At 69.8% G+C, this 21,923-nt stretch carries 17 protein-coding genes; 11 read left to right on the top strand and 6 right to left on the bottom strand.

The genetic code is table 11. The features are described 5' to 3' along the window. Window positions 1-94: 94 nt before the first annotated feature. Window positions 95-1,579: an MFS transporter gene (locus JIG36_RS21385; RefSeq protein ID WP_203378111.1), complete on the top strand. Its 1,485-nt coding sequence runs from the start codon at window positions 95-97 to the stop codon at window positions 1,577-1,579. Here JIG36_RS21385 and JIG36_RS21380 read toward each other — a convergent pair. After that, window positions 1,563-2,591, bottom strand: coding sequence for a S66 peptidase family protein (locus JIG36_RS21380; RefSeq protein ID WP_203378110.1), 1,029 nt, complete (start codon window positions 2,589-2,591; stop codon window positions 1,563-1,565). The genes JIG36_RS21385 and JIG36_RS21380 overlap by 17 nt on opposite strands. A 17-nt stretch (window positions 2,592-2,608) precedes the next feature. Beyond that, complete coding sequence (locus JIG36_RS21375; protein WP_203378109.1) at window positions 2,609-3,232, bottom strand: response regulator transcription factor; 624 nt, start codon at window positions 3,230-3,232, stop codon at window positions 2,609-2,611. A 223-nt stretch (window positions 3,233-3,455) separates the two neighbouring features. Between JIG36_RS21375 and JIG36_RS21370 the strand changes: the two genes are divergently transcribed. The 6 genes from JIG36_RS21370 to JIG36_RS21345 all read left to right on the top strand — a co-directional run bounded on the left by JIG36_RS21370 (window position 3,456) and on the right by JIG36_RS21345 (window position 14,494). Further along, window positions 3,456-6,716 (top strand): ATP-binding protein, encoded by a 3,261-nt coding sequence (locus tag JIG36_RS21370; RefSeq protein ID WP_203378108.1) that lies wholly within the window; start codon window positions 3,456-3,458, stop codon window positions 6,714-6,716. A gap of 160 nt (window positions 6,717-6,876) precedes the next feature. After that, window positions 6,877-7,956 (top strand): ABC transporter substrate-binding protein, encoded by a 1,080-nt coding sequence (locus JIG36_RS21365; RefSeq protein WP_203378107.1) that lies wholly within the window; start codon window positions 6,877-6,879, stop codon window positions 7,954-7,956. Between the two features lie 237 nt (window positions 7,957-8,193). Further along, complete coding sequence (locus JIG36_RS21360) at window positions 8,194-10,935, top strand: AbfB domain-containing protein (RefSeq protein WP_203378106.1); 2,742 nt, start codon at window positions 8,194-8,196, stop codon at window positions 10,933-10,935. 61 nt (window positions 10,936-10,996) lie between these two features. Continuing rightward, window positions 10,997-12,520, top strand: coding sequence for a sugar ABC transporter ATP-binding protein (locus JIG36_RS21355; protein ID WP_203378105.1), 1,524 nt, complete (start codon window positions 10,997-10,999; stop codon window positions 12,518-12,520). After that, a complete protein-coding gene (locus JIG36_RS21350; RefSeq protein ID WP_203378104.1) occupies window positions 12,510-13,478 on the top strand; it encodes an ABC transporter permease in 969 nt (322 codons plus the stop codon). The genes JIG36_RS21355 and JIG36_RS21350 overlap by 11 nt, the downstream gene beginning before the upstream one ends. Before the next feature lie 2 nt (window positions 13,479-13,480). Further along, entirely contained in the window at window positions 13,481-14,494 is a 1,014-nt protein-coding gene (locus JIG36_RS21345) for an ABC transporter permease (RefSeq protein WP_203378268.1), read from the top strand. Window positions 14,495-14,516: 22 nt separating this feature from the next. Here JIG36_RS21345 and JIG36_RS21340 read toward each other — a convergent pair whose 3' ends face one another. From JIG36_RS21340 to JIG36_RS21330, 3 genes are all read right to left on the bottom strand, one after another. Further along, the gene (locus tag JIG36_RS21340; protein ID WP_203378103.1) at window positions 14,517-15,227 is read right to left on the bottom strand and encodes an anti-sigma factor family protein; all 711 of its coding nucleotides are present in this window, start codon (window positions 15,225-15,227) and stop codon (window positions 14,517-14,519) included. Continuing rightward, window positions 15,224-15,745: a sigma-70 family RNA polymerase sigma factor gene (locus tag JIG36_RS21335; protein ID WP_203378102.1), complete on the bottom strand. Its 522-nt coding sequence runs from the start codon at window positions 15,743-15,745 to the stop codon at window positions 15,224-15,226. The genes JIG36_RS21340 and JIG36_RS21335 overlap by 4 nt, the downstream gene beginning before the upstream one ends. Before the next feature lie 154 nt (window positions 15,746-15,899). Next, window positions 15,900-17,009, bottom strand: coding sequence for a neprosin family prolyl endopeptidase (locus JIG36_RS21330; protein WP_307872831.1), 1,110 nt, complete (start codon window positions 17,007-17,009; stop codon window positions 15,900-15,902). A gap of 276 nt (window positions 17,010-17,285) precedes the next feature. Here JIG36_RS21330 and JIG36_RS21325 point away from each other — a divergent pair, with 276 nt between their 5' ends. The 3 genes from JIG36_RS21325 (at window position 17,286) to JIG36_RS21315 (ending at window position 19,450) form a co-directional block, all read left to right on the top strand. Then, a complete protein-coding gene (locus tag JIG36_RS21325; protein ID WP_203378101.1) occupies window positions 17,286-18,278 on the top strand; it encodes a magnesium transporter CorA family protein in 993 nt (330 codons plus the stop codon). A 294-nt stretch (window positions 18,279-18,572) separates the two neighbouring features. Next, entirely contained in the window at window positions 18,573-19,046 is a 474-nt protein-coding gene (locus JIG36_RS21320; RefSeq protein WP_307872830.1) for a cysteine dioxygenase, read from the top strand. Further along, window positions 19,043-19,450: a rhodanese-like domain-containing protein gene (locus JIG36_RS21315; protein WP_203378099.1), complete on the top strand. Its 408-nt coding sequence runs from the start codon at window positions 19,043-19,045 to the stop codon at window positions 19,448-19,450. The genes JIG36_RS21320 and JIG36_RS21315 overlap by 4 nt, the downstream gene beginning before the upstream one ends. Before the next feature lie 7 nt (window positions 19,451-19,457). Here the strand turns inward: JIG36_RS21315 and JIG36_RS21310 are convergent, their stop codons facing one another. Next, complete coding sequence (locus JIG36_RS21310; RefSeq protein ID WP_203378098.1) at window positions 19,458-21,104, bottom strand: MFS transporter; 1,647 nt, start codon at window positions 21,102-21,104, stop codon at window positions 19,458-19,460. An 87-nt stretch (window positions 21,105-21,191) separates the two neighbouring features. Here JIG36_RS21310 and JIG36_RS21305 point away from each other — a divergent pair, with 87 nt between their 5' ends. Then, window positions 21,192-21,920: a TetR/AcrR family transcriptional regulator gene (locus JIG36_RS21305; RefSeq protein ID WP_203378097.1), complete on the top strand. Its 729-nt coding sequence runs from the start codon at window positions 21,192-21,194 to the stop codon at window positions 21,918-21,920. Window positions 21,921-21,923 lie beyond the last annotated feature (3 nt).

Genomic DNA, 21,923 nt, shown 5'->3' with positions numbered 1-21,923 from the left:
CGTACGTGCTCATTCCATGACATGTGCACGTACGCTCACATCACGGACCACTCTCTGGTACACCGCACCGCGTGAGCGGGGTTAGTGTCGCGGCATGGATCTCACCGCCGGTGCGCCGGTGCGCTATCACAGTGCGTCCGGACGCTGGGTGCTGCTCGCCACCGTCCTCGGCTCCAGCCTCGCCTTCATCGACTCCACCGTCGTCAACATCGCGCTGCCCGAGATCGGCCGCGACCTGGGCTCGGACGCCGCCGGCCTGCAGTGGACCGTCAACGGCTACGCGCTCAGCCTGGCCTCGCTGATCCTGCTCGGTGGCTCGCTCGGCGACCGCTACGGCCGCAAGCGCGTCTTCCTGCTCGGCGTCACCTGGTTCGCCCTCGCCTCGCTGCTCTGCGGCCTGGCCCAGAACGTCGAGATGCTGATCGCCGCCCGTGTCCTGCAGGGCATCGGTGGCGCCCTGCTCACCCCGGGCGCGCTGGCCATCCTCGAGGCGTCGTTCGCGGCCGAGGACCGCTCGCGGGCGATCGGCGCCTGGTCGGGGCTCGGCGGGATCGGCGGTGCGCTCGGCCCGTTCCTCGGTGGCTGGCTGGTCGAGGTCGGCGACTGGCGCTACATCTTTCTGATCAACGTGCCGCTGGCCGCGATCGTGCTGTGGGTCGGCGCCAAGCACCTGCCCGAGTCCCGCAATCCCGAGGCGGCCCGCACGTTCGACGTCACCGGCGTGCTCACCGGGGCGGCCGGCCTGGCCGGGCTCACGTACGGCTTCACCGCGTGGCCGGCGAACGGACCGGGCGACCCGGTGGTGCTGATCTCGCTCGCGATCGGCCTCGGCTCCATGATCGCGTTCGTGCTGGCCGAACAGCGGTCGCCGCACCCGATGCTGCCCATGCGCGTCTTCCGCAACAAGGCGTTCAGCGGGGCCAACCTGGTGACGTTCCTGGTCTATGCGGCCAACGGCGGGGTGTTCTTCCTGTTCGTGGTCAACCTGCAGGTCGTCTCCGGCTTCACGCCACTGGCCAGTGGCATCGCCCTGCTGCCGACGACCGCGCTGATGCTGGTGCTCTCGGCCCGGGCGGGTGCCCTCTCGCAGCGCACCGGGCCACGGATTCTGATGACCGTGGGCCCGCTGATCTGCGCCGTCGCGCTGGTGCTGATGTCACGTATCGGCAGCGACGCGACGTACTGGGCCGACGTGCTGCCCGCGGTGCTGGTCTTCGGGCTGGGGCTGTCCACACTCGTGGCACCGCTGACCGCCACTGCGCTCGGGGCGCTGGAGGACGCGTACGCGGGAATCGCCTCGGGGGTCAACAACGCCGTGGCCCGGGCGGCCGGTCTGCTGGCGGTCGCGGTGCTGCCCCTCGCGGCCGGTCTCGGGAGCGGCAACCTGACCGACGCCGCCCAGCTGGCGCCGGTCTATCGCAACACCATGATGATCTGCGCGGGGCTGATGGTGGCCGGCGCCGTGCTCGCCTTCCTGCTGGTGCCCAAGCGGCTGCCGGCCAAGGCCCCGGCCCGCTCGTTCTGTGACCCGTGCGCGCCGCCGGTTCAGCCCCGCGAAACCGCTAGTAGTGCGCCGTGATCGTCCGGTTCGGGCCGTCGACCGTCATGCGACCGCCGTACGGGAGGATCCACTGCGGCGAGGTGTGTCCGAAATCGATCCCGAAGACGACCATCGCCGACGGGTTGTAGGCGGCCATTGCCCGTAGCACGGCCTCGCGCTGGTCGTCCCGGTATCGGGTGCGATCCTCGGCCGACGCGGGCTCCCCGAAGAGGGCCGCCTTGGCCGCAGCGACCAGCACCGCCGGGAACTGTTCGAGCAGCCCCCGCTCGCCGGCGTTGCGCAGCATGCGGAACACCTCGTCGGCCGGTGGCATCTCTTCCGACGTCTCGACCAGCAGGATCGAGCCGGCGTAGCGCTCGACCGGCCGGATCCACCGGTTGGCGGCCAGGTTCCAGTGCACGATCTCGAGGTTGCCGCCCCAGGTCGGCGCGGTCACGACCGTGTCGGGCCGGTGCCAGGACCAGCCGGGACTGGGAACGGCGGCCAGGGGCGTGTCCAGCGACGCCGCGTCGGCCCAGTTCGACTCCTCCTCGCTGAACTCGTTCACCTCGGTGATCGGCAGGTCGACGGTCTCGAAGAGCGCGGCCCGCAACGACGTGAGGTGCGCGGGGTGGAGGTCACGCGCGAGGTGCACCATCGTCGAGCCGCCGTGATAACCGGCCACGCCGTGCGTCCAGAGCCAGTTCAGCAGGTTGGTGTTGTCGGAGTAGCCGAAGTAGGGCTTGGGGTCGGCCACGAACGGCGCCGGGTCGAGGTGCGGCAGCACGGTGATCTGGTCGTCGCCGCCGATCGCGGCGAACACGGCCCGGACCGTGGGATCGGCGTAGGCGGCCATCAGGTCGGCCGCTCGTTCGGCGGCCGGCGCACCCGGCCTGCGGGTGGTCGGGAACTCCACCGGTTCCAGGCCGAGATCGTCCCGAATGCGCTGGAGGGCTCGCTCGTGGACCGCGGGGTAGACCCCGGGGCCGGCCCACGAGGGCGAGACGACGGCGACGCGGTCACCGGGCTTGAGTTTGGTCGGGGCGTCCATGCCCCTCATGAAACCGCTCAGATCATCCCGGCGCGTAGCGCATATGCCACAGCGTGGGATCGGTTGCGCAGCTTGAGCCGGTGCGTGACGCCGTAGATCACGTTCTTGACGGTCCGCTCCGAGTAGCAGAGCTTGCCGGCGATCTCGTTGGTGTCGAAGCCGTCGGCCATCAGCCGCAGCACGTCGATCTCGCGCGGGGTCAGGCCCGACGCGTTCAGCCCGTTCGGGGTGAGCACGTCGCGCTGCATCCGCTCGACGTGCTTGAGCAGTTCGCCGACCAGGTTGGGCGGCAGCACCCCGCCACCGGACGCGGCCGCCTTCACGCTGTGCGCCAGCCGGTCGGCCGAGACCGCCCCGCGCGGCAGGATCGCGACCACGCGGCACTCGACCGCGGTCAGCAGGTCCCCCTCGTCGATCTCGGAAACCACCAGGACGACCGGGGCGCTGGTCTCGGAGGTCGCGCGGCGCAGCGTCGCCACCACCTCGGTGCTGAGCCGCTCGGCGGCCACCACGAGCACGTCGGCCTCGCCGCGCTGGGCGTTGCGTAGCACCGTGAGATCGCCGCGGAACTGGAGCAACGCGGCGAGACCGGCGTGGCTGAGCGGGTCCGTCGCCTGAACGGCGATCCGGGTCTGTTCCATGGCTGCCTCCCGTAGGTCAGGGAAGCAGTGTCGGAAACGAGCCTTCACGGAACCTTCACGGAATCTTCATCGCACGCGGAAGGCCGGTGAACCAGTTCAGCAGAGGCCGGCGCCCGCACGGAAGGACGCGGGCTCATGAGTGCCCGTAAGTGCGGTTTGTGTTATCCATTGACACCCGGCCCGTCTCCCTCGATGTTGACAGGGAACCGACCCGGGAGGACACGTGGCGAACGTGCGCGTGAGCGTGCTCGGGCCGGTCCGTGCCTGGCGGCAGGAGACCGAGCTCGAACTGGGTCCCGCGCGCCAGCGGGCGGTCTTCGCGGTGCTCGCGGCGCACGCCGGCCGGGTCGTGGGCCGCGACGAGCTGATCTCCGCCATCTGGGGCGACTCGCCGCCGGCGACCGCGGTCGGCAGCATCTACACGTACGTCTCGGGGCTGCGCCGGGTGCTGAAGGCGGAGAGCCTGAGCACCGGCTCGGGCGGCTACCTGCTGCGGGTCGACGAGGACGACCTCGACTCGGCCCGTTTCCAGCGTCTGCGGGCGGCCGCGGCCGAGTCGCTGGCTGCCGGGGACGCGACCGCCGCGGTCGCCCGGCTCGACGACGCGCTGGCGCTGTGGCGCGGGGACGCGTACGCCACCCTGGCCGGCCCGTTCCTCGAACTCGACCGCCAGCGGCTGGCCGAGCTGCGGCTGGCCGCGGCCGAGCAGCGGGCCCGGCTGCGCCTGGAGGCCGGCGGCGACGACGGGCTGATCGCCGAGCTGACCGCGCTGGTCCGCGACCACCCGCTGCACGAACCGCTCCACGAACTGCTGATGCGCTCGCTGCACCGGGCCGGCCGGCACGGCGAGGCGCTGGAAGTGTTCCGCACGGCCCGCCGCACGCTCGTCGCCGAGCTCGGCATCGAGCCCGGGCCGGCGCTGCGCTCGCTCCAGCGGCAGCTGCTGGCCGGCGCCGGCGACCGCGACCGGGGCCCGCGCCGGGCCGCCCACGAATACCGCACCATCGTGCCGACGCCGATCGCCAAGGCGCTGCGTGACGGTCTCGGCGGTCGCTCGTGGGTCGGGCGGGTGGCCGAGATTGATCACCTGCGGGGGCTGGTGCGCTCGGTCGCGGCCGGCATCGGCAACGCCGTGTGGATCTCGGGCGAGCCCGGCATCGGCAAGACCGAACTGCTCACCCACGCGTTCGCCGACGCCGCCCGCTTCGGCTGCCGGGTCGCCTGGGGTGCGGCCGACCAGCTGGGTTCGCGCGTGCCGCTGCAGGTGCTGTCGCGGGCCCTGGGGCTCGAGAAGGAACCGGCCGACGACGTCATCGTGGCCGCCGTGCGGTCGGCGTGCGCCTCGTCCCCGCTCGTGCTGGTCGTCGACGACATGCAGTGGGCCGACAGCGCGACCGTGCGAGTGTGGGAACGGCTGCTCGGCCTGGTCCCCCGGCTGCCGCTGCTGCTGGTGGCCGCCGCCCGGCCCGACGCGCACCAGGCCGACCTGCGCCGCAAGGTGCTGGCCCGGCAGCGGATGCCGCTCGACCTGGGCCCGCTCGCCCCCGGCGAACTCGACCGCATGGTGACCGCCCTGGTCGGCGCCCCGCCCGGCGACAACCTGCGCGCGCTGGCGGCCCGTTCGGGCGGCAACCCGCTCTTCGCGCGCGAGCTGATCGCGGCGTTGCGGCAGCGCGACGCGGTCGAGATCAGCGGCGGCCGGGCCGACATCGGTCCCGAGGTCACCGTCGATCCCCCGCAGACCCTGCTCGACGCCGTGCATGCCGCGCTCGACGTGCTCTCCCCCGAGACCCGGGAGGTGCTGCGGCTGGCCGCGCTGCTCGGCTCGGAGTTCTCGGTCAGCGAGGTCGTGGCCGTCACCGGCCGCTCGGCGCTCGACCTGGTCGGCGCGCTGGAGGAGGCGCTGGCGGCTGCTGTGCTGGTCGACAGCAGCACCGACCTGGCGTTCCGGCATCCGTTCCTGCGGCAGGCCCTGGTCGCGAGCGTGCCCCCGGCCCTGCGCGCGGGCCTGCACCGGCATGCGGCCGAGGTGCTGGCGGCCGGCGGCAGCCCGCTGATCCGGGTCGCCGAGCAGCTCAACGCCTCCGCCCCGGTGGTCGACTCGTGGGTGCTGAACTGGCTGGTCAAGCACCACGCGGCGGTGGTGCGCCGGGCGCCGCAGATCGCCGGTGACCTGATCCGGCGCACGCTCGCCACCGAGCTGCCCTCGGCCGCGGAGCGGGGTGTGCTGCTGGTCGCCCTGGTGCGGCTCGAGTTCCGCCAGGGGCGGGCGCCGATGAACCAGGCCGAGGAGGCGATGAGCCTCGCCACCGATCCGGCCGACCGGGCCGAGATGCGCCAGCTGCTGGCCACGATGCGTCACCGGCGGGGCGAGACGGCCGAGGCCGAGGCGATGCTGCGTGACGCGGTGGACGACGAGCGGGTGCCGGAGATCTGGCGCTCGCGGCACCGGGTGCTGCTGGCCAACTTCCACCGCGGCGACCTCGACGATCTGGACGCGGCCGAGCAGCGGGCCCGGGTCGTGCACGACGAGGCGGCCGCGGCCGGACGCCCGTACGAGACCGCTTTCGCCCTGCAGACGATCTGGCTGACCAGCTCGATACGGCGTGACCACGAGCGGGCCCTGGAGCATGTGGACCGTGCCCTCGAGGTGGTGCGCGGGCGCCCGGAGCTGGGCGGCACCTATGTCGACCTGCTCGACAACCGGCTGTTCTCGCTGCAGAACCTCGACCGGCTCGACGAGGCCCAGGAGACGTTGCGCGGCGCCCCGGCCGGTCTGCAGGTGGCGGCCGCGGTGCAGGACTACTGGCTCGGTCGCTGGGACGACGCGCTGGCCGAGGTGGGCGCGGTCACCGAGGACGGTCCGGGCATCACCTTCCACGGGCAGCGCGAGCCGGGCGCGGTGACGATGCTGCTGCACGGGGTGGCCGCCCTCATCGCGCTGCACCGCGACGCACCCGACCTGGCCGCCGCCCATCTGGGCGCCGCCGACGCGGTGCCGGCCAGCGAGGCCGAGCGCGAGAACTGCGACTTCCTGCTGGTCGCGCGGGCCTTGGCGGCCGAGCAGCAGGACCGTCCGGCCGAGGCGCTCGACCTGCTCGGCCCGTTGCTGCAACCGGCGTACGCGCCGATGATGCTGCGCCACCAGTGGCTGCCCGACGTGCTGCGGCTGGCCCAGCGTCACCACCGTCCCGAGGTGGCCGAGCGGGCCGCCTCGATCTGCGCCACCGAGGCCGCCCGCGAGGTGCGACCGGCCCGGGCGTACGCGGCCAACCTGCGCTGCCAGGCGTTGCTGCTCGGTGATCCGGCGCCGGCCCGGACCGCGGCCGCGCACTACCGCAAGGTGGGCCGGGTGCTCGAACTCGCGGCGGCGCTCGAGGACGCCGCGGTGCTCAGCGGGGAGCGCCCCGACGAGGCCCGGCGTCTGTACGCCTCGATGTCCGCGCGCTGGGACGTCGCGCGCACATCGACATCCATGGTTTGATCCTGTTCGGAGTGGCCGCTCCGCGCATCGATGACTTTGATACACGTTCGTTATTGCGCGTCTATGGGGCCATGCCTTGACAGAAAAAGTTCGATAGTGCGTGAATGTGTTTCCAGGTGGTTACTCCCCGATGTCACATCCACCGCTAAGGAGCTCTGTCATGAGCGTTTCTCACCGCAGTTGGCGGCCGGCGGCCGCGATTCTCGGTGCGGCCCTTCTCTTCGTCAGCGCGTGCGCCAAGTCCGAGGACAGCGACACGGCCTCGACCGGGACACCGGCGTCGGCCGGCGCCCAGGTGGTGCAGTCAGCCGACGCCGGCGGCCCGACCTGCACGATCGACCAGTACGGCGGCACCAAGATCGACCTGAAGACCGCCAAGGTCGGCTTCTCGCAGTCGGAGAAGGAGGCGAACCCGTTCCGCATCGCCGAGACCCAGTCCATCAAGGACGAGGCGGCGAAGCTGGGCATCAGCAACCCCACCTTCACGAACGCGAACTCACAGTTCAACAAGCAGATCAGCGACGTCGAGCAGATGATCGACTCGGGCGTCCAACTGCTGGTCATCGCGCCTCTCAACTCGGACGGCTGGGACTCCGTCTTCGCGAAGGCGTCGGCCAAGAAGATCCCGATCATCACGATCGACCGCAAGATCAACGCCACCCCGTGCAAGGACTACCTGACCTTCATCGGGTCGGACTTCGCCGAGCAGGGCAAGCGCGCGGCCGACGAGATGGCCAAGGCGATGGGCAACAAGGGCAAGGTCGCGATCCTGCTCGGCTCGCCCGGCAACAACGTGACCACGCTGCGGACGAGCGGTTTCAAGGACCAGATCGCCAAGGTCGCGCCGGACATCGAGGTCGTCTTCGAACAGACGGGCAACTTCTCGCGCGAGGAAGGGCAGAAAGTAACCGAGCAACTACTGCAGTCCAACCCGGACATCAACGGCATCTACGGCGAGAACGACGAGATGGCCCTCGGCGCCATCACCGCCCTCAAGGGCGCCGCCAAGAAGGCCGGTGACGTCAAGGTCGTGTCGATCGACGGCACCAAGGGCGCTGTGCAGGCCATTGTGGACGGCTGGGCGTCCGCGGTGATCGAGTCGAACCCGCGTTTCGGCCCGCTCGCCTTCGAGACGGCGACCAAGTTCTTCAACGGTGAGCCGGTCGGCCAGGACATCATCATCCAGGACCGGCAGTACGGCGCCGACAACGCCAAGACGGACATCAGCGCGGCTTACTGAGCGGACGCCGGCGGCGCCGCGGGCGATCCTCGCGGCCCCGCCGGCCGTTCCCCCACGGCGGCCGGCCGGTCCCGCGGCCGCCGCTCGTTCCGCTGCGGCCGCCCGACTGCTCCACGCCGTCGGCGGCCGTTTCCGCGCAGTTAAGAAAGATTGAAGTTCGTCTATTGCTGCGTCGTGTGCGATCACGTCAGTATGTGTGCGTCCTCGCACGGCTCACTCTTTCGAAGGAGAGAGAACGTGACTGCACATCCCCGGAGGCTCCTCGCCCTCGCCGTAGCGGCCATCACGGCCAGCGCCGGCGCGGTCGTGGCGTTCGCCTCGCCCGCAGCAGCGTTCGTTCCGAAGACACCACCGCTGGCCACCCCGTGGTCCAACCAGGTCAGCACCACCAACCCGCTCCCGGAATACCCCCGCCCCCAGCTGACGCGCACCGACTGGCAGAGCCTCAACGGCATCTGGCAGTTCGCCGGAGCGTCGAACATCAACACCCCGCCGACGGGACAGACCCTCGGTGAGGAGATCCTCGTGCCCTACCCGATCGAGAGCGCGCTCTCCGGGATCATGCGGCGCCAAGACTACTCGTACTACAAGCGCTCGTTCACCGTCCCGGCCGGCTGGTCGGGCAAGAACGTGCAGCTCAACTTCGGCGCCGTCGACTGGCAGTCGAAGGTGTGGGTCAACGGCACGCTGCTCGGCACGCACGAGGGCGGCTACGACAAGTTCTCGTACGACATCACGAGCGCTCTCCGCTCCGGGAGCAACGAGATCATCGTCGGCGTCTGGGACCCCACCAACGGCCAGGACATCCCGGTCGGCAAGCAGCGCCTGAGCCGGGGCGGCATCTGGTACACGCCGTACTCGGGAATCTGGCAGACGGTCTGGCTGGAACCCACCAACCCGGCCCGCGTCACCCGGCTCGACACCACCCCGAACGTGTCGGCCGGCGGCCTCGACCTGGTCGTGCAGGCCGCCAACGCCAGTGGCCAGCAGGTGACCGCGCAGGTGCTCTCCGGCGGCACGGTGGTCGGCTCGGCCAGCGGCACGGTCGGCTCGTCGTTCCGCGTCCCGGTGCCCAACGCGCATCTCTGGACCCCGGACGACCCTTTCCTGTACGACCTGAGGGTCACCCTGGCCAGCGGTGACGCCGTCGGCGGCTACTTCGGCATGCGGTCACTGGGCAAGGCGATGCTCGGCGGTGTGCTCCGGCCGACGCTCAACGGCAAGTTCGTCTTCCAGCTCGGCACGCTCGACCAGGGCTACTGGCCCGACGGCATCTCGACCGCGCCCACCGACGCCGCGCTGCGCTTCGACCTGGAGCAGCAGAAGGCGCTCGGCTTCAACATGGTGCGCAAGCACATCAAGGTCGAGAACGACCGCTGGTTCTACTGGGCCGACCGGCTGGGCCTGATGGTCTGGCAGGACATGCCCGCGCTGGCCAGCGGCCGGGAGCCGTCGACGGTGGGTCGTACGCGGTTCGAGAAGGAACTCAAGGAGATGATCGACGAGCACAAGGGCATCACGTCGATCGTGCAGTGGGTGCCGTTCAACGAGGGCTGGGGCGAGTACGACGCCGGCCGGATCGCCGACCTGGTCAAGAGCTGGGACTCGACCCGGATGGTCAACCACAACTCCGGCTCCAACTGCTGCGACTCCGACCCCGACCCGGGCAACGGCGACGTCATCGACGACCACATGTACGTCGGTCCGGGCATCACCCGCCCGCCGACAGCGACCCGGTTCGTGGTCAACGGCGAGTACGGCGGCCTGGGCCTGCGCTCGGCCGGGCACGAGTGGCCGACCACCGGGAAGTTCGCGTACGAGTGGCTGCCCGACTCGACCGCGCTGACCAACCGCTACATCCAGATCACCAGCCGCCTGGTCGACCTGATCAACGGCAACGGCCTGTCCGGATCCGTCTACACCGAGCCGACGGACGTGGAGGAGGAGCTCAACGGCTTCTACACGTACGACCGTCAGGTGCGCAAAATGGACTTCGCCCGGGTCCGCGAGGTCAACCTGCGGGTCCTCGGCGCGGCCAACGGCACCACGCTCTCGGTGAACCGGCTCGCCTCGCTGCGGGTCACCACGCCCGGCTACACCAACCGCTACCTGCGGCACGCCGGCGGCGCGGCCCGCACCGACGTGATCTCGACGTCCAGCGCGACGACCGACCGGCAGGACGCCACGTACTACGTGCGCGCCGGCCTGTCGAACGCGTCCTGCTACTCGTTCGAGTCGCGCAACTTCCCCGGCCAGTACCTGCGTCACCGCGACTCGCGGGTCTACCGCGAGGCCAACACCGGCGGATCCTTCGCCGGGGACGCGACGTTCTGCGCCCGGCCCGGCCTCTCCGGCGGCGGCACGTCGCTCGAGTCGGCCAACTTCGCCGGCCGCTACCTGCGGCACCGCGGCGAAGAGGTGTGGGTCGAGGCGAGCACCGGCGGGTCGTTCAACGACGACGCGACCTGGGCCGTCGGTCCGCCGCTGTGGCGCAGCGGCGCCGACCTGACCGTCGGGCAGAGCCGGTCGTTCCGGGTCACCACCGCCGGCTACGACAACCGTTACCTGCGGCACCGCGACAGCCTGGCCCGCACCGACGTGATCAGCACCAGCAGCTCGGCCACCGACCGGCAGGACGCCACCTTCACCGTCCGCACCGGTCTGGCCGACAACAGCTGCTACACCTTCGAATCGGTCAACTATCCGGGCCGCTTCCTCCGGCACGCCAACTACCGGCTGCAGACGGCGACCAACGACGGCTCGGCGACGTTCCAGCAGGACGCCACCTTCTGCGGTCAGCCCGGCCTCAACGGCGGATCGGGCAACATCTCGCTCGAATCGATCAACTATCCCGGTTACTACTGGCGCCACTACGGCGAAGCGGTTTACATCGCCACCAACGGCGGTGGCAACACATGGGACAACGCCGGCAGCTACAACGCCGACGTGACCTGGAACAACGCGGCCCCACTGGGGTAGCGGAGAGCCACCGGGCGGGTGGTTCCCTGACCACCCGCCCGGCACCGAACAGGAGAGCTGCATGGCGTTGCTCGAAGTCGTCGACGTCTCGAAAATATTTCCGGGCGTACGCGCCCTCGACTCGGTCTCGTTCACTCTGCAACCGGGCGAGGTGCACGCGCTCGTCGGCGAGAACGGCGCCGGTAAGTCCACTTTGATCAAAGTGCTCACCGGGGTCTACAAGCCGGACGGCGGCGAGCTGAAGTACCAGGACCAGCCGGCGCAGTTCGGCACCCCGATGGACGCCCAGCGCGCCGGCATCTCGACCATCTACCAGGAGGTCAACCTCGTCCCGCTGATGAGCGTGGCGCAGAACCTCTTCCTCGGCCGCGAGCCCCGCAACGCGTTCGGCCTGATCGACCGGGGCCGGATGGACCGCGAGGCCCGCGAGGTGCTGGCCGGCTATGGCGTCACCACCGACGTCCGCCGCCAGCTGGGCACGCTCGCTCTCGGCGCGCAGCAGATGGTCGCCCTGGCCCGGGCCGTCATGATCGACGCCAAGGTCGTCATCATGGACGAGCCCACCTCCTCGCTCGAGCCGCGCGAGGTGCAGACCCTGTTCGGCGTCATCCGTGACCTGCACGCCAAGGGCATCGGCATCGTCTATGTCAGCCACCGTCTCGACGAGCTCTACGAGATCTGCGACGCGGTCACGATCCTGCGCGACGGCAAGCTCGTGCACACCGGCAAGCTGGCCGACCTCGAGCGCATCAAGCTGGTGTCGCTCATGCTCGGGCGCGACATGGCCGAGGTACGCCGGGAGGGCGCGACCGCCTTCTCGGGATCGGCCACCGGCGACGAGGAGGCCGCGCCCGTCCTGCGCGTGCGCGAGCTGAACAGCCGGCACAAGCTGCACGACGTCAGCTTCGACGTGCGCCCCGGCGAGGTGGTCGGGCTGGGCGGGCTGCTCGGGGCCGGCCGCAGCGAGACGGTCAAGGCCATCGGCGGCGCCTACCACCTGGACAGCGGTCAGATCGAGGTCGACGGCAAAGAGCTGAAGAAGCCCACCCCCGTACGGGCGGTGAAAGCGGGTGTGGCGGTGCAACCCGAGGACCGTAAGGCCGAAGGGATCGTCCCCGGCCTCTCGGTGCGCGAAAACATCGCGCTGGCCGTGCTCCCCCGGGTGTCCCGCGGCGGGTTCGTCTCGGACGCGAAGATCGACGAGATCGTCGACAAGTACATGAAACGTCTGCGGATCAAGGCGTCCAGCCCCGACCAGGCGGTGGGTGACCTCTCCGGCGGCAACCAGCAGAAGGTGCTGCTGGCCCGCCTGCTCGCCACCGACCCCAAGGTGCTGCTGCTCGACGAGCCGACCCGCGGCATCGACGTCGGCGCCAAGGCCGAGGTGCAGTCGCTGATCGACGAACTGGCCGCCGAAGGACTCGGTGTCGTGCTGGTCTCGTCGGACGCCGAGGAGCTGGTCGAGGGCTCGGACCGGGTGGTGGTGCTGCGCGACGGCGTCGTGGTCGGCACCCTGACCGGCGCCGAGGTCACCGCCGAGGACCTGATGTCGACCATCGCTACGGAGGCCCCCCGTGAGCACTGAAACGGTGGCGGCCCGGCCCGTCGTCGACGCCGCCCGGCTCAAGGCCTGGCTGCCCAAGTACGGCGTCTACGCGGCGATCGTGCTGCTGGTCGTCTACAACATCTTCTTCACCCCGTACTTCGCGACCTGGAGCAACCTGCGCATCCAGCTGATCCAGGTGGCGCCGATCGTGATCGTGGCGCTCGGCATGGCGCTGGTGATCGGCACCGAGGGCATCGACCTCTCGGTCGGCTCGGTCATGGCGCTCGCGGCCGCCTTCATCCCGCTCTATCTCGGGTACGGCGTGGTCGCCGCGATCATCGTCGCCCTGCTGGCCGGCGTGGCCGTCGGCTTCATCAACGGCATCCTGGTGGCCCGGGTCGGCCTGCAACCGATCGTCGCGACACTGGCCCTGTTCGTCGGCGGCCGCGGCCTCGCGGTCGTGATCAGCGAGGGCAAGCTGGTCGACATCCGCAACGCCGACTTCCTCTACCTCGGCTCGGGCGACCTGCTCGGCATCCCGGTGCTGGTCTGGATCGCGGCCGCGATGGTGCTGATCGTCGGGTTCGTCGTGCGCCGCACGGTCTTCGGCCGCCGGCTGCTGGCGATCGGCGGCAACCGGCCCGCCGCCGAGCTGGCCGGCCTGCCGGTCAAGCGGGTGCTGATCACCGTCTACATCGTGTGCGCGGTGCTCGCCTCGATCGCCGGTCTGCTCTCGGTGGCCCGCATCCAGTCCAGCGACGCGTCCTCGGTGGGCCTGCTCATCGAGCTGTCCGCGATCACGGCCGTGGTGGTCGGCGGCACCCCGCTGACCGGCGGCAAGGTCCGGGTGCTGGGCACGGTGGCCGGCGCCCTGCTCATGCAGCTCGTGATCGCCACGATGATCAAGCACAACCTGCAGCCCTCCACCACCGAGATGGTGCAGGCCGTGATCATTCTGATCGCGGTCTACGTGGCCCGAGAGAGGAAGACCCGGTGACCATGACGAACGTCTCGGAACCGGAAACCCCGGCGATCGTCGCCGAGGACGTCCGCAAGGCCGAGCGCACCGACCGCATCGTCGGCACGATCCAGCGGCAGGGCGCCCTCGCGGTCCTCATCGTCGTGGTGCTGATCGCGCTCGCGACCTTCGAGAACTTCCGCAGCTTCGACAACGCGGCGACGATCCTGGTCGCGGCCGCGCCGCCGATGCTGATCGCTCTCGGCATGACCTTCGTAATCATCACGGGCGGCATCGACCTGTCGGTCGGGTCGCTCTATGTGCTCGGGGGCGTGCTGGCCGCGTGGGCCTCGCAGTACGGCATCCTGGCCGCGTTCCTGCTGCCGCTCGCCGTGTGCGGGGCGATCGGCCTAGCCAATGGACTCCTCATCGCGTACACCCGGATGGCGCCCTTCATCGTGACGCTGGCCGCGCTGCTCGGCGCGCGCGGGCTCATGCGGGCGATCAGCTCCGAGGGCTCCAACACCTACCTGGTGCAGAACGACGCGTTCCGCAAACTCGGCAACGGCTCGTTCCTCGACATCGGCTACCAGGTCTGGATCGTGGCGGCGCTCGTCGTGATCGGCATCGTGGTGCTGGCCCGCAGCCGTTTCGGCGCCTCGATCTATGCGGTCGGCGGCAGCGAGGACGCGGCTAGCCTCATGGGCGTGCCGGTCCGCCGTACGAAGGTCTGGGTCTATGTTCTCTCGGGTCTGCTGGCCGGGCTCGCGGGCGCGATCAACGCGGCCAAGCTCGGCTCGGGCGTGACCGTGCTGGGCACGGGCATGGAGCTGGACGCGATCGCCGCCGTGGTGATCGGCGGGACGCTGCTCACCGGTGGCGCCGGCACGATCGCCGGGACCATCGCCGGTGTGCTGCTGCTCGGCGTGATCCAGAACCTGATCAACCAGGTCGGCAATCTGAACAGCAACTGGCAGCAGGTGATCAGCGGGGCGTTCCTGGCCCTGGTCGTGGTGGCCCAGACCTATCTCGTACGGCTCCGAAGAGTCACGTAGCTATTCTTCGCGGGCCACGCCGCTATTCAAGATCGGCCGTGCCCAGCACGTGCCGGTCGTGGTCCAGGACCTCGATCCGGCTGACATTGGTCAGCTGGATCGAGCTGGCCCCGATCACCTTGGCGTTGCCGCTCGGGGTGGGGCCCCACACCATCGCCTGCTCGACCTGCCCCGACAGGCCGCGCACCTCGCAGTGGAAGGGGCCCTGGCCCTTGAGCCTGCTCACGTCGAGGGCCACCGACACCCCCCACGTCTTCGGGGTGAGCACGGCCTGACCGGCCATGCCGCTGCCCTCGGCCGGCTGGAACTGCGCGGTCACCAACTCGGGGCTGGGCAGCACCTGAGGCGGCCGGTTCTCCCGGTTGCCGCGCAGGACGCCGAAGCCGATCGCCACCGCGACCAGCACCACGGCCGCCGCGGCCAACCAGCGGACACCGGCCACCCGGCTCTGCCGGGACTGCTCGGCCCGCATCCGGCGCAACAGGCCGTCGATGTTCTCCTGGCTCGGCTTGGCCGACATGCTGACCGGCGAGAACGCGACACCCGGCTCTTCCCGGTGCGCTTCGGGCAGGCGGCGCAGCAGCTCAGGCACGGCGGCCAGGCGGTCGAGCTCGTCGCGGCAGCGGTCGCAGTCGCGCAGATGGGCGTCGAGCCGGTCGGTGTCCGCCTCGTCGAGCCCACCCAGCAGATAGCCCCCGAGCAGCCGGTGCAGCTCGTCGTGGTCGGTGCTCACCGCAGCACCCCCATCTCTTCGAACACCGTGCGCAACGCCCGCACCGCGTAATACGCCCGGGACTTGACCGTGCCCTCCGGCACCGAGAGTTTGCGAGCGGCGTCGGCGACGCTCTGGCCCTCGTAGTACATGGCCCGGACCACCGCCTGGTGATCGGCCGAGAGCCGTTCCAGCGCCTCGGCCACCAGCCAGCCCTCGACCATCTCGTCGACGTTGTCGGCCGACGGCATCGCGTTCACCGCGGCCTCGTCGGCCACCAGGTGCGGGCGGCGCTGCTCGGCCCGCCACGCGTTGGTGACCACGTTGCGGGCGATGGTCAGCAGATAGGACCGGGTGCGGCCGGGGTCGGTGTCCAGGTGGTCGATGTGCTTCCAGGCCCGCAGAAGCGTTTCCTGTACGAGGTCTTCCGCGCGATGCCGATCATGCACGTAACGCAGGACGAAGCTGAGCAGGACCGCGTAGTGCTCGGTGTAGAGCGCGGTCATCAGCTCCTCGTCGGGGCTCACCCGTCGCCTCATCCCGCCCGCCTTCTCGAACTCCGGTTCGCCACCACGTTGTACACCGCAACGGTGAACTCGGTTCGATCGCCCCTGGACAGGGTCTCTCAGAATAAAGAACGATGCCCGGTCCCCCTCGCCGGGACCGGGCATCGCGTCACATGTCGCGCCTCGACTAGCCGCAGACTCCTGTGCCGGGACCCCCGTACCGGAAGGAGCGTGTCGATAGCTGCGAAACGGGATAGGCCTTCTCGGCCGTGCTGCGGATGTACATCTCGACCGTCGGGCCCTCGACGAAGGTGACGCTCGAAACGCGGGCCGCGGTGTCCTTGGCCGAGATGGTGCCGTTGCCCATGTCGGTGCAGGACAGGTCCTTGGAGGCCGCGACCTCGCCGAAGACCTGGACGAACCCGGAGCGGTTGAACTTCACGCCCTCGGCGTTCCAGTGCTTCTCGGGGAAGTAGCCGATCCAGTCGGTGTCGTAGGCGATCCACCAGCCGTCTTCGTAGTACTGGATGCCGAACTTCTTGGTGACGCCGTAGGTCAGCGTCGCGCCCGGGGCGATCGACCCCTCGGACTGGACCCAGTTGCACTTGTTGTAACAGGTCGGCTTGCCGTTGATCCAGCTGAAGACGAACAGGTGCGGGTCGTCGTCACCGTTGACCAGGCGGTCGACCGTCCAGCCGACCTCGACGACCTGCTGGCCGTCGGCCGACTGCAGCGCCAGCTCGGCCAGCGTGTGGTAGTCGGTCTTGTCGAGCTCCGGCCGGCCGATGGTGATGTTGGCGTAGACGCCGGCGGTGTCGGCGGCCTGCGAGCCGACGTTGTACATGTAGTTGACCTTGTTCTCCTCCGCCTTGAGGCCCAGGGGCTTCGGCGGGACAGCGTCGGTCATCTCGGTGCGCAGCACGCTGGTGCGGGTGCTGCGGCCCTTCGGCGCCTCGACGCCTTCCGGAATCACCGAGCCGCTGGCGTCCGGCGGGGCGGCGGAGAGACCCTGGTCGCGCAGTGACTTGCTGGACGCGCCACCGCGGCCCTTCCTGAGCTTCTTGGGCGTGTCGCCCCAGGGCAGTCTGGGCGGCTCTTTGACAGCGACATCGTCGGCGACGACTTCGTCAGCCGGGGCTTGTGAGTCGGGAGCGTCGGCGTCGGCCGGAGCGGAGCTCGCCTCGGGCGGACTCGCGATCTGGTCGGCACCCGCATTCACCGTGGAGGCGACGCCAATCGCGCCGATCACGGCGATCGCAAGGCCGGCGGCCAGGAGGCCGCGGCGTGACTTCAACACTTGTCCGTCCTCGTTGATCGGGGGTTCTTCCGGGAGCGGGCGAGGTTGCCTCCGGCACCGGTTCTCGGCGGCGACGTCACCATATAGCTTTCTCGATTCCACAGCGCCTGCTCAGCGCGATTTCCGCCTTAACGGCTGAGGCGCTGAGCCGATCCGGTGAGGAAAAGACGAATTTCGCTGACTGAGCGTATCGAGACGACTCCGGAGGGCGGGATTCACTTGCTGTCAGGAAAGAGGCTAAGTGCCGCGAGCTTCTTTCAGGTCTAGCGTGTGAGCATGGCCGCGATCACGGTCCTCGCACTCGACGGCCACACCGTCGAGAGACACTCGGTGGCCGATGTGGCCGGTCTCCTGGAACGTCCGGAAACCCTTGTCTGGGTGGACATTCCGGAATGCAGTGACGAAGCCGTGGCGATGCTGACCGACGTGTTAGATTGCCACCCTCTGGCCGTCCGTGACTGTATGCAACGAAATCGCGTGCCTCGTGTCCGGATATATCCGCATCAACAACTCCTGATCTTGCACGGTCCGGAACGCGGACCATCCGGGCATGTCCACTATCTCGAACTCGATCAGTTGATCGGCGATAAATACGTCGTGACCGTGCACGGGCCGATCAATCCGAATCTGCCGATCGAGGTCGCACTCCGCGAGACATCGGCCGTCCAACGCCGGCTCGAAAGTGGACGATTCCGCCCGTCCTCCCCGTTCGAGTTGTCCCATGCGATCACGTCAGCGCTGACCCATCGGCTCGAGGCCTTCATCGAGGAACTGACCTCCGACGTGTGGCAGCTGGAGCAGCGGGTCACCGGCGGCCACATGGGCAACCCCGAGGAGTTCCTGGAAGAGCTGTTCCAGGCCCGGCACGGCCTGCTCGCGGTGCGCACGATGGGCGCGCTCGGGGCCGAGGTGTACGGCCGGGTGGCCGCGCTGCAGACCCGGGTGCCGCCCGAGGAGCTGCGGTTGATCAACGACGTGGTCGACCAGCTCACCCGGATCCGCGCCCTGGCCGACGGGGAGCGCGAATACCTGCAGGGCGTGATCGAGTTCTACCGCGTACGGGCCGAGACCAAGATGACGATCGCGGCCGAGCGGCTGGCCGTGATCGCGGTGGTGACGCTGCCGATCACGGCGTTGTCGTCGATCTACGGCATGAACATCATCGTCAACGACCGCACCCAGGCCGGCCCGTTGCTGGCCATCCTCGCGATCATGACCGTGATGTCGGCCCTCCTGCTGACCTGGGCCAAACGCCGCGGCTGGTGGTGACCTACCGCGCTTCCCGAATTCTGGACGCCGTTTGACGATCACGGTCGAAAGCGCCCACCATGTTGACCATGCAGCGGATGGGTATCCCTCTCATCGCCGACCTGGCGATTGATCTGGCGCGGTGCGCCAGCGCCTGCTGTCCGAGCTGACCTGCGCTTGCGCGTGCCGATGAGCGGCGCGCAACCCTGATCGGCTGATTTCCGCCACACACGTGCGATTCCCGCTATCCTGGACGGCACTGTGGCGGTAAACCTATAGGACTGATAGGCAATGTATGCAAAGCGAGGAGCTTCCGTGACCGCCGTCGACACCCGACTCGACCATCTCGCCATCGCCGCCCGCTTCGCGACCGAGCCCGACGAGTGGGCGGTCGCGCCGCGGTTCAACCCGGTCGACCGCTGGTACCACCGGCTGCACGTCGCCGACGACTACGAGGTGTGGCTGCTGACCTGGCTGCCGGGGCAGGGCACCGAGTGGCACGACCACGGCGGCTCGGCCGGCGCGTTCCACGTCTTCGGCGGCACCCTGACCGAGGACACGGTGTCGCTGACCGACGGCCACGCGCCCCGGGTCACCGCCCGTGAGCTGGGCGAGGGCGCCGGCCGCCGGTTCGGGAGCCACCACGTGCACCGCATGACCAACCGCGGTCACCGGCCGGCGGTCAGCGTCCACGTCTACGGGCCGGCCCTCACCACGATGACCAAATACCGCGTCGGCCCCGAGAGCCTTGAGGTGCTCACGGTGGAACGGGCCGGTGCGCAGTGGTGACCGTGGCCCCGCCCGGGTCGCTGGGCATCGACGAGATCCTGGCCAACGCGCGGGCCCGTCTCGACCGGGTCGGCCCGCTCGAGACGGCAGCCGCGGTGGGTCGTGGCGCGGTCCTGGTCGACATCCGCCCGGCCGCCCAGCGCGCCGAGTTCGGCGAGATCCCGGGCGCCGTGATCATCGAACGCAACGTGCTGGAGTGGCGGCTCGACCCGCGCAGCGAGGCCCGGCTGTCCTTTGCCGACAGTTACGCCCTCGAAGTGATCGTGACCTGCCAGGAGGGCTACACCAGCAGCCTCGCGGCGGCCGCCCTGCAGGATCTCGGCCTGTCCCGCGCGACCGATCTCGAGGGCGGTTTCGCCGCGTGGCGCGAGGCCGGCCTGCCCACGATCCCAAGCTCGGCCTGAACGGCGATCAGGCGTCGGGCCGCGCCTTGCGGGGCAGCAGGAAGGACAGGCCGAAGGCGAACGCCAGCAACAGCAGGGCCACCCCGGCGGTCAGCACCGTCGCGTCCTGGAAGCCGGCTCGGACCTGCTCACCGGCGTACGCACGCACCTGGGGTTGATCGGCCGCGGCCGACCGGCAGCTCGGCGGCACCACGTCGGGATCGTCCTCACCGGCCCGGTCCCGCAGGCAGTCACGCAGACCGAGGGCAACCGCGTTCTGCGTGTCGGCGGGCACGCCCGCGGTGGTGAGCACCGACTGGAGCTCGGCCGACGACGGGTCGACGTGCGCGGCGACCTGGCCCGGCACCAGCGCGAAGAAGATCGTGCCGAGCACCGCGATGCCGAACGCCCCGCCGAGCTGCTGCACCGAGGTCAACGCGCCCGAGGCCGAACCGGTCTCCTCGTCGTCCACGCCGGCCAGCACGATGTTGAAGAACGGCGCCATCGCGAGGCCCATGCCGGCGCCGATCGCGACCAGGGCCGGGATCAGCCGCCAGGGGGAGATCGCGGCGCCGGCCAGCCAGACCGTGAGCATGAACCCGGCCGTGCCCGCCATCATCACGGCCGTGCCGATGAGCAGCAGTCTGCGACCGAGGCGTTCGCTGAGACCGGAACCGGCCGCCACGAAGCCGGCCACCGTGCCCAGGGCCTGCGGCAGCGTGGTCAGACCGGCCTTCAGCGGCGAATAGCCCAGGCCGATCTGCAGATAGAAGGTGAAGACCAGGCCGGTGCCGATCAGAGACGCGAAGAACACCAGCCCGACGGCGAGGCCGCCGCTGAACGCACGCTTGCGGAACAGGCTCGGCGTGACCAGCGGGTCGAGCCCACGGCGATCCCGGCGGGCCTCATAGATCGAGAACAACCCGAAGGTGGCGACGCCGGCGGCCAGCAGCACGAAGCACCAGACCGGCCAGTCCAGCTCGCGACCCTGCACCAGCGGATAGAGCAGCAGGAACGCGCCCGCCGCGGCCAGCACCACACCCAGCCAGTCGAGGCGCGGCACGCGCTCACTCTTGAACTCGGGCAGGAACCGCAGCGCGCCGATCACCGCGAAGACACCGAGCGGCAGGTTGATGAAGAAGATCATCCGCCAGCCGGAACCGAAGAAGTCGGCGTCGACCAGCCAACCCGCCAGGATCGGGCCGCCGACCGAGGACAGGCCCATGACCGGGCCGAACGCGCCGAACGCCTTGGCCTGCTCGGCCGGCGAGAACATCTGCTTGATCATGCCGAGGCCCTGGGGGAGCATCACCGCGCCGAACAGGCCCTGGATCGCCCGCCCGGCGATCAGCTGGCCCGGCGTCTGGGCCAGGCCGCAGGCGAGCGAGGCCAGGGTGAACCCGGCGGCGCCGATCAGGAACAGGCGACGGCGCCCGAAGATGTCGCCCAGGCGGCCCCCGGTGAGCAGGCCGATCGCCATGGCCAGCGTGTAGGCGGCGCCGAGCCACTGGATCAGGCTGTAGGAGCCGCCCAGTTCGGCCCGGATGGCCGGCCCGGCGATGTTGGTGACGAGCGCGTCGAGCAGATCCATCACCTCGACGGCGAGGATCACGAAGAGCGCGACCCAGCGCCAGCGGTACGGCGTTCGTTGCTCCGCTTCGATTACGGAATACATGATGAGACCCCTGACGAACGGTGTTCGTATGATACGAACACCGTTCTACTAGCGAACGCCGTTCGCGTCAAAGTAAATTTGCCGGCGATGACCGACCTGAACTGGCCGCCCGGCCGGCGCCGCCGCGCCCGGCCCGCCAAGACCCCGCTCACCCGGACCGAGATCGTGCGGACGGCCCTGCGCCTGGTGCAGACCGAAGGCATCGACGCCGTGAGCATGCGGCGGCTCGCGACCGAGTTCGACACCGGCCCGGCCAGCTTCTATGCCCACGTGGCGAGCAAGGACGAGCTGCTCCAGCTCATGTTCGACGAGATGTGCGGCCTGGTCGAGATCCCCGAGCTCGACCCGCCGCGGTGGAAGGAACAGGTCAAGGAACTCGCCCGGGCCGGGCACGCGGCGATGATCGCGCACAACGACCTGGCCCGGGCCGCGCTCGCGACCATCCCCACCGGGCCCAACGCGCTGCTCATCACCGAGGCGATGCTGGGCATGATGCTGGCCGGCGGCATACCGTCCCGGATCGCCTCGTGGGCGATGGATCGGATATTTCTCTACATCACCGCCGACGCGTACGAATATTCGATCTGGCGGCGTCAGGTCCGCGAGGCCGGCAGCGACAAGCAGACCTACATCGGGCAACTCGGCGAGCAGGCCAAGGCATATTTCGAGGAGCTGCCGGCCGACCGCTATCCGAACGTCCGGAAATACGCGGACGACCTGATGGGCGGGGGTCCCGAGGCCCGTTTCGACCTCGGTCTCGAGCTGCTGGTCGACGGTCTCGACCGGTACGCGACACCACGTCCACCAGATCGATAGACA

Origin of the sequence: Paractinoplanes ovalisporus (assembly GCF_016834655.1) — a bacterium.
Lineage (GTDB): Bacteria > Actinomycetota > Actinomycetes > Mycobacteriales > Micromonosporaceae > Actinoplanes > Actinoplanes ovalisporus.
Note: the sequence above shows the minus strand (reverse complement) of the source record. Positions and strands in the feature narration are given on the sequence as shown.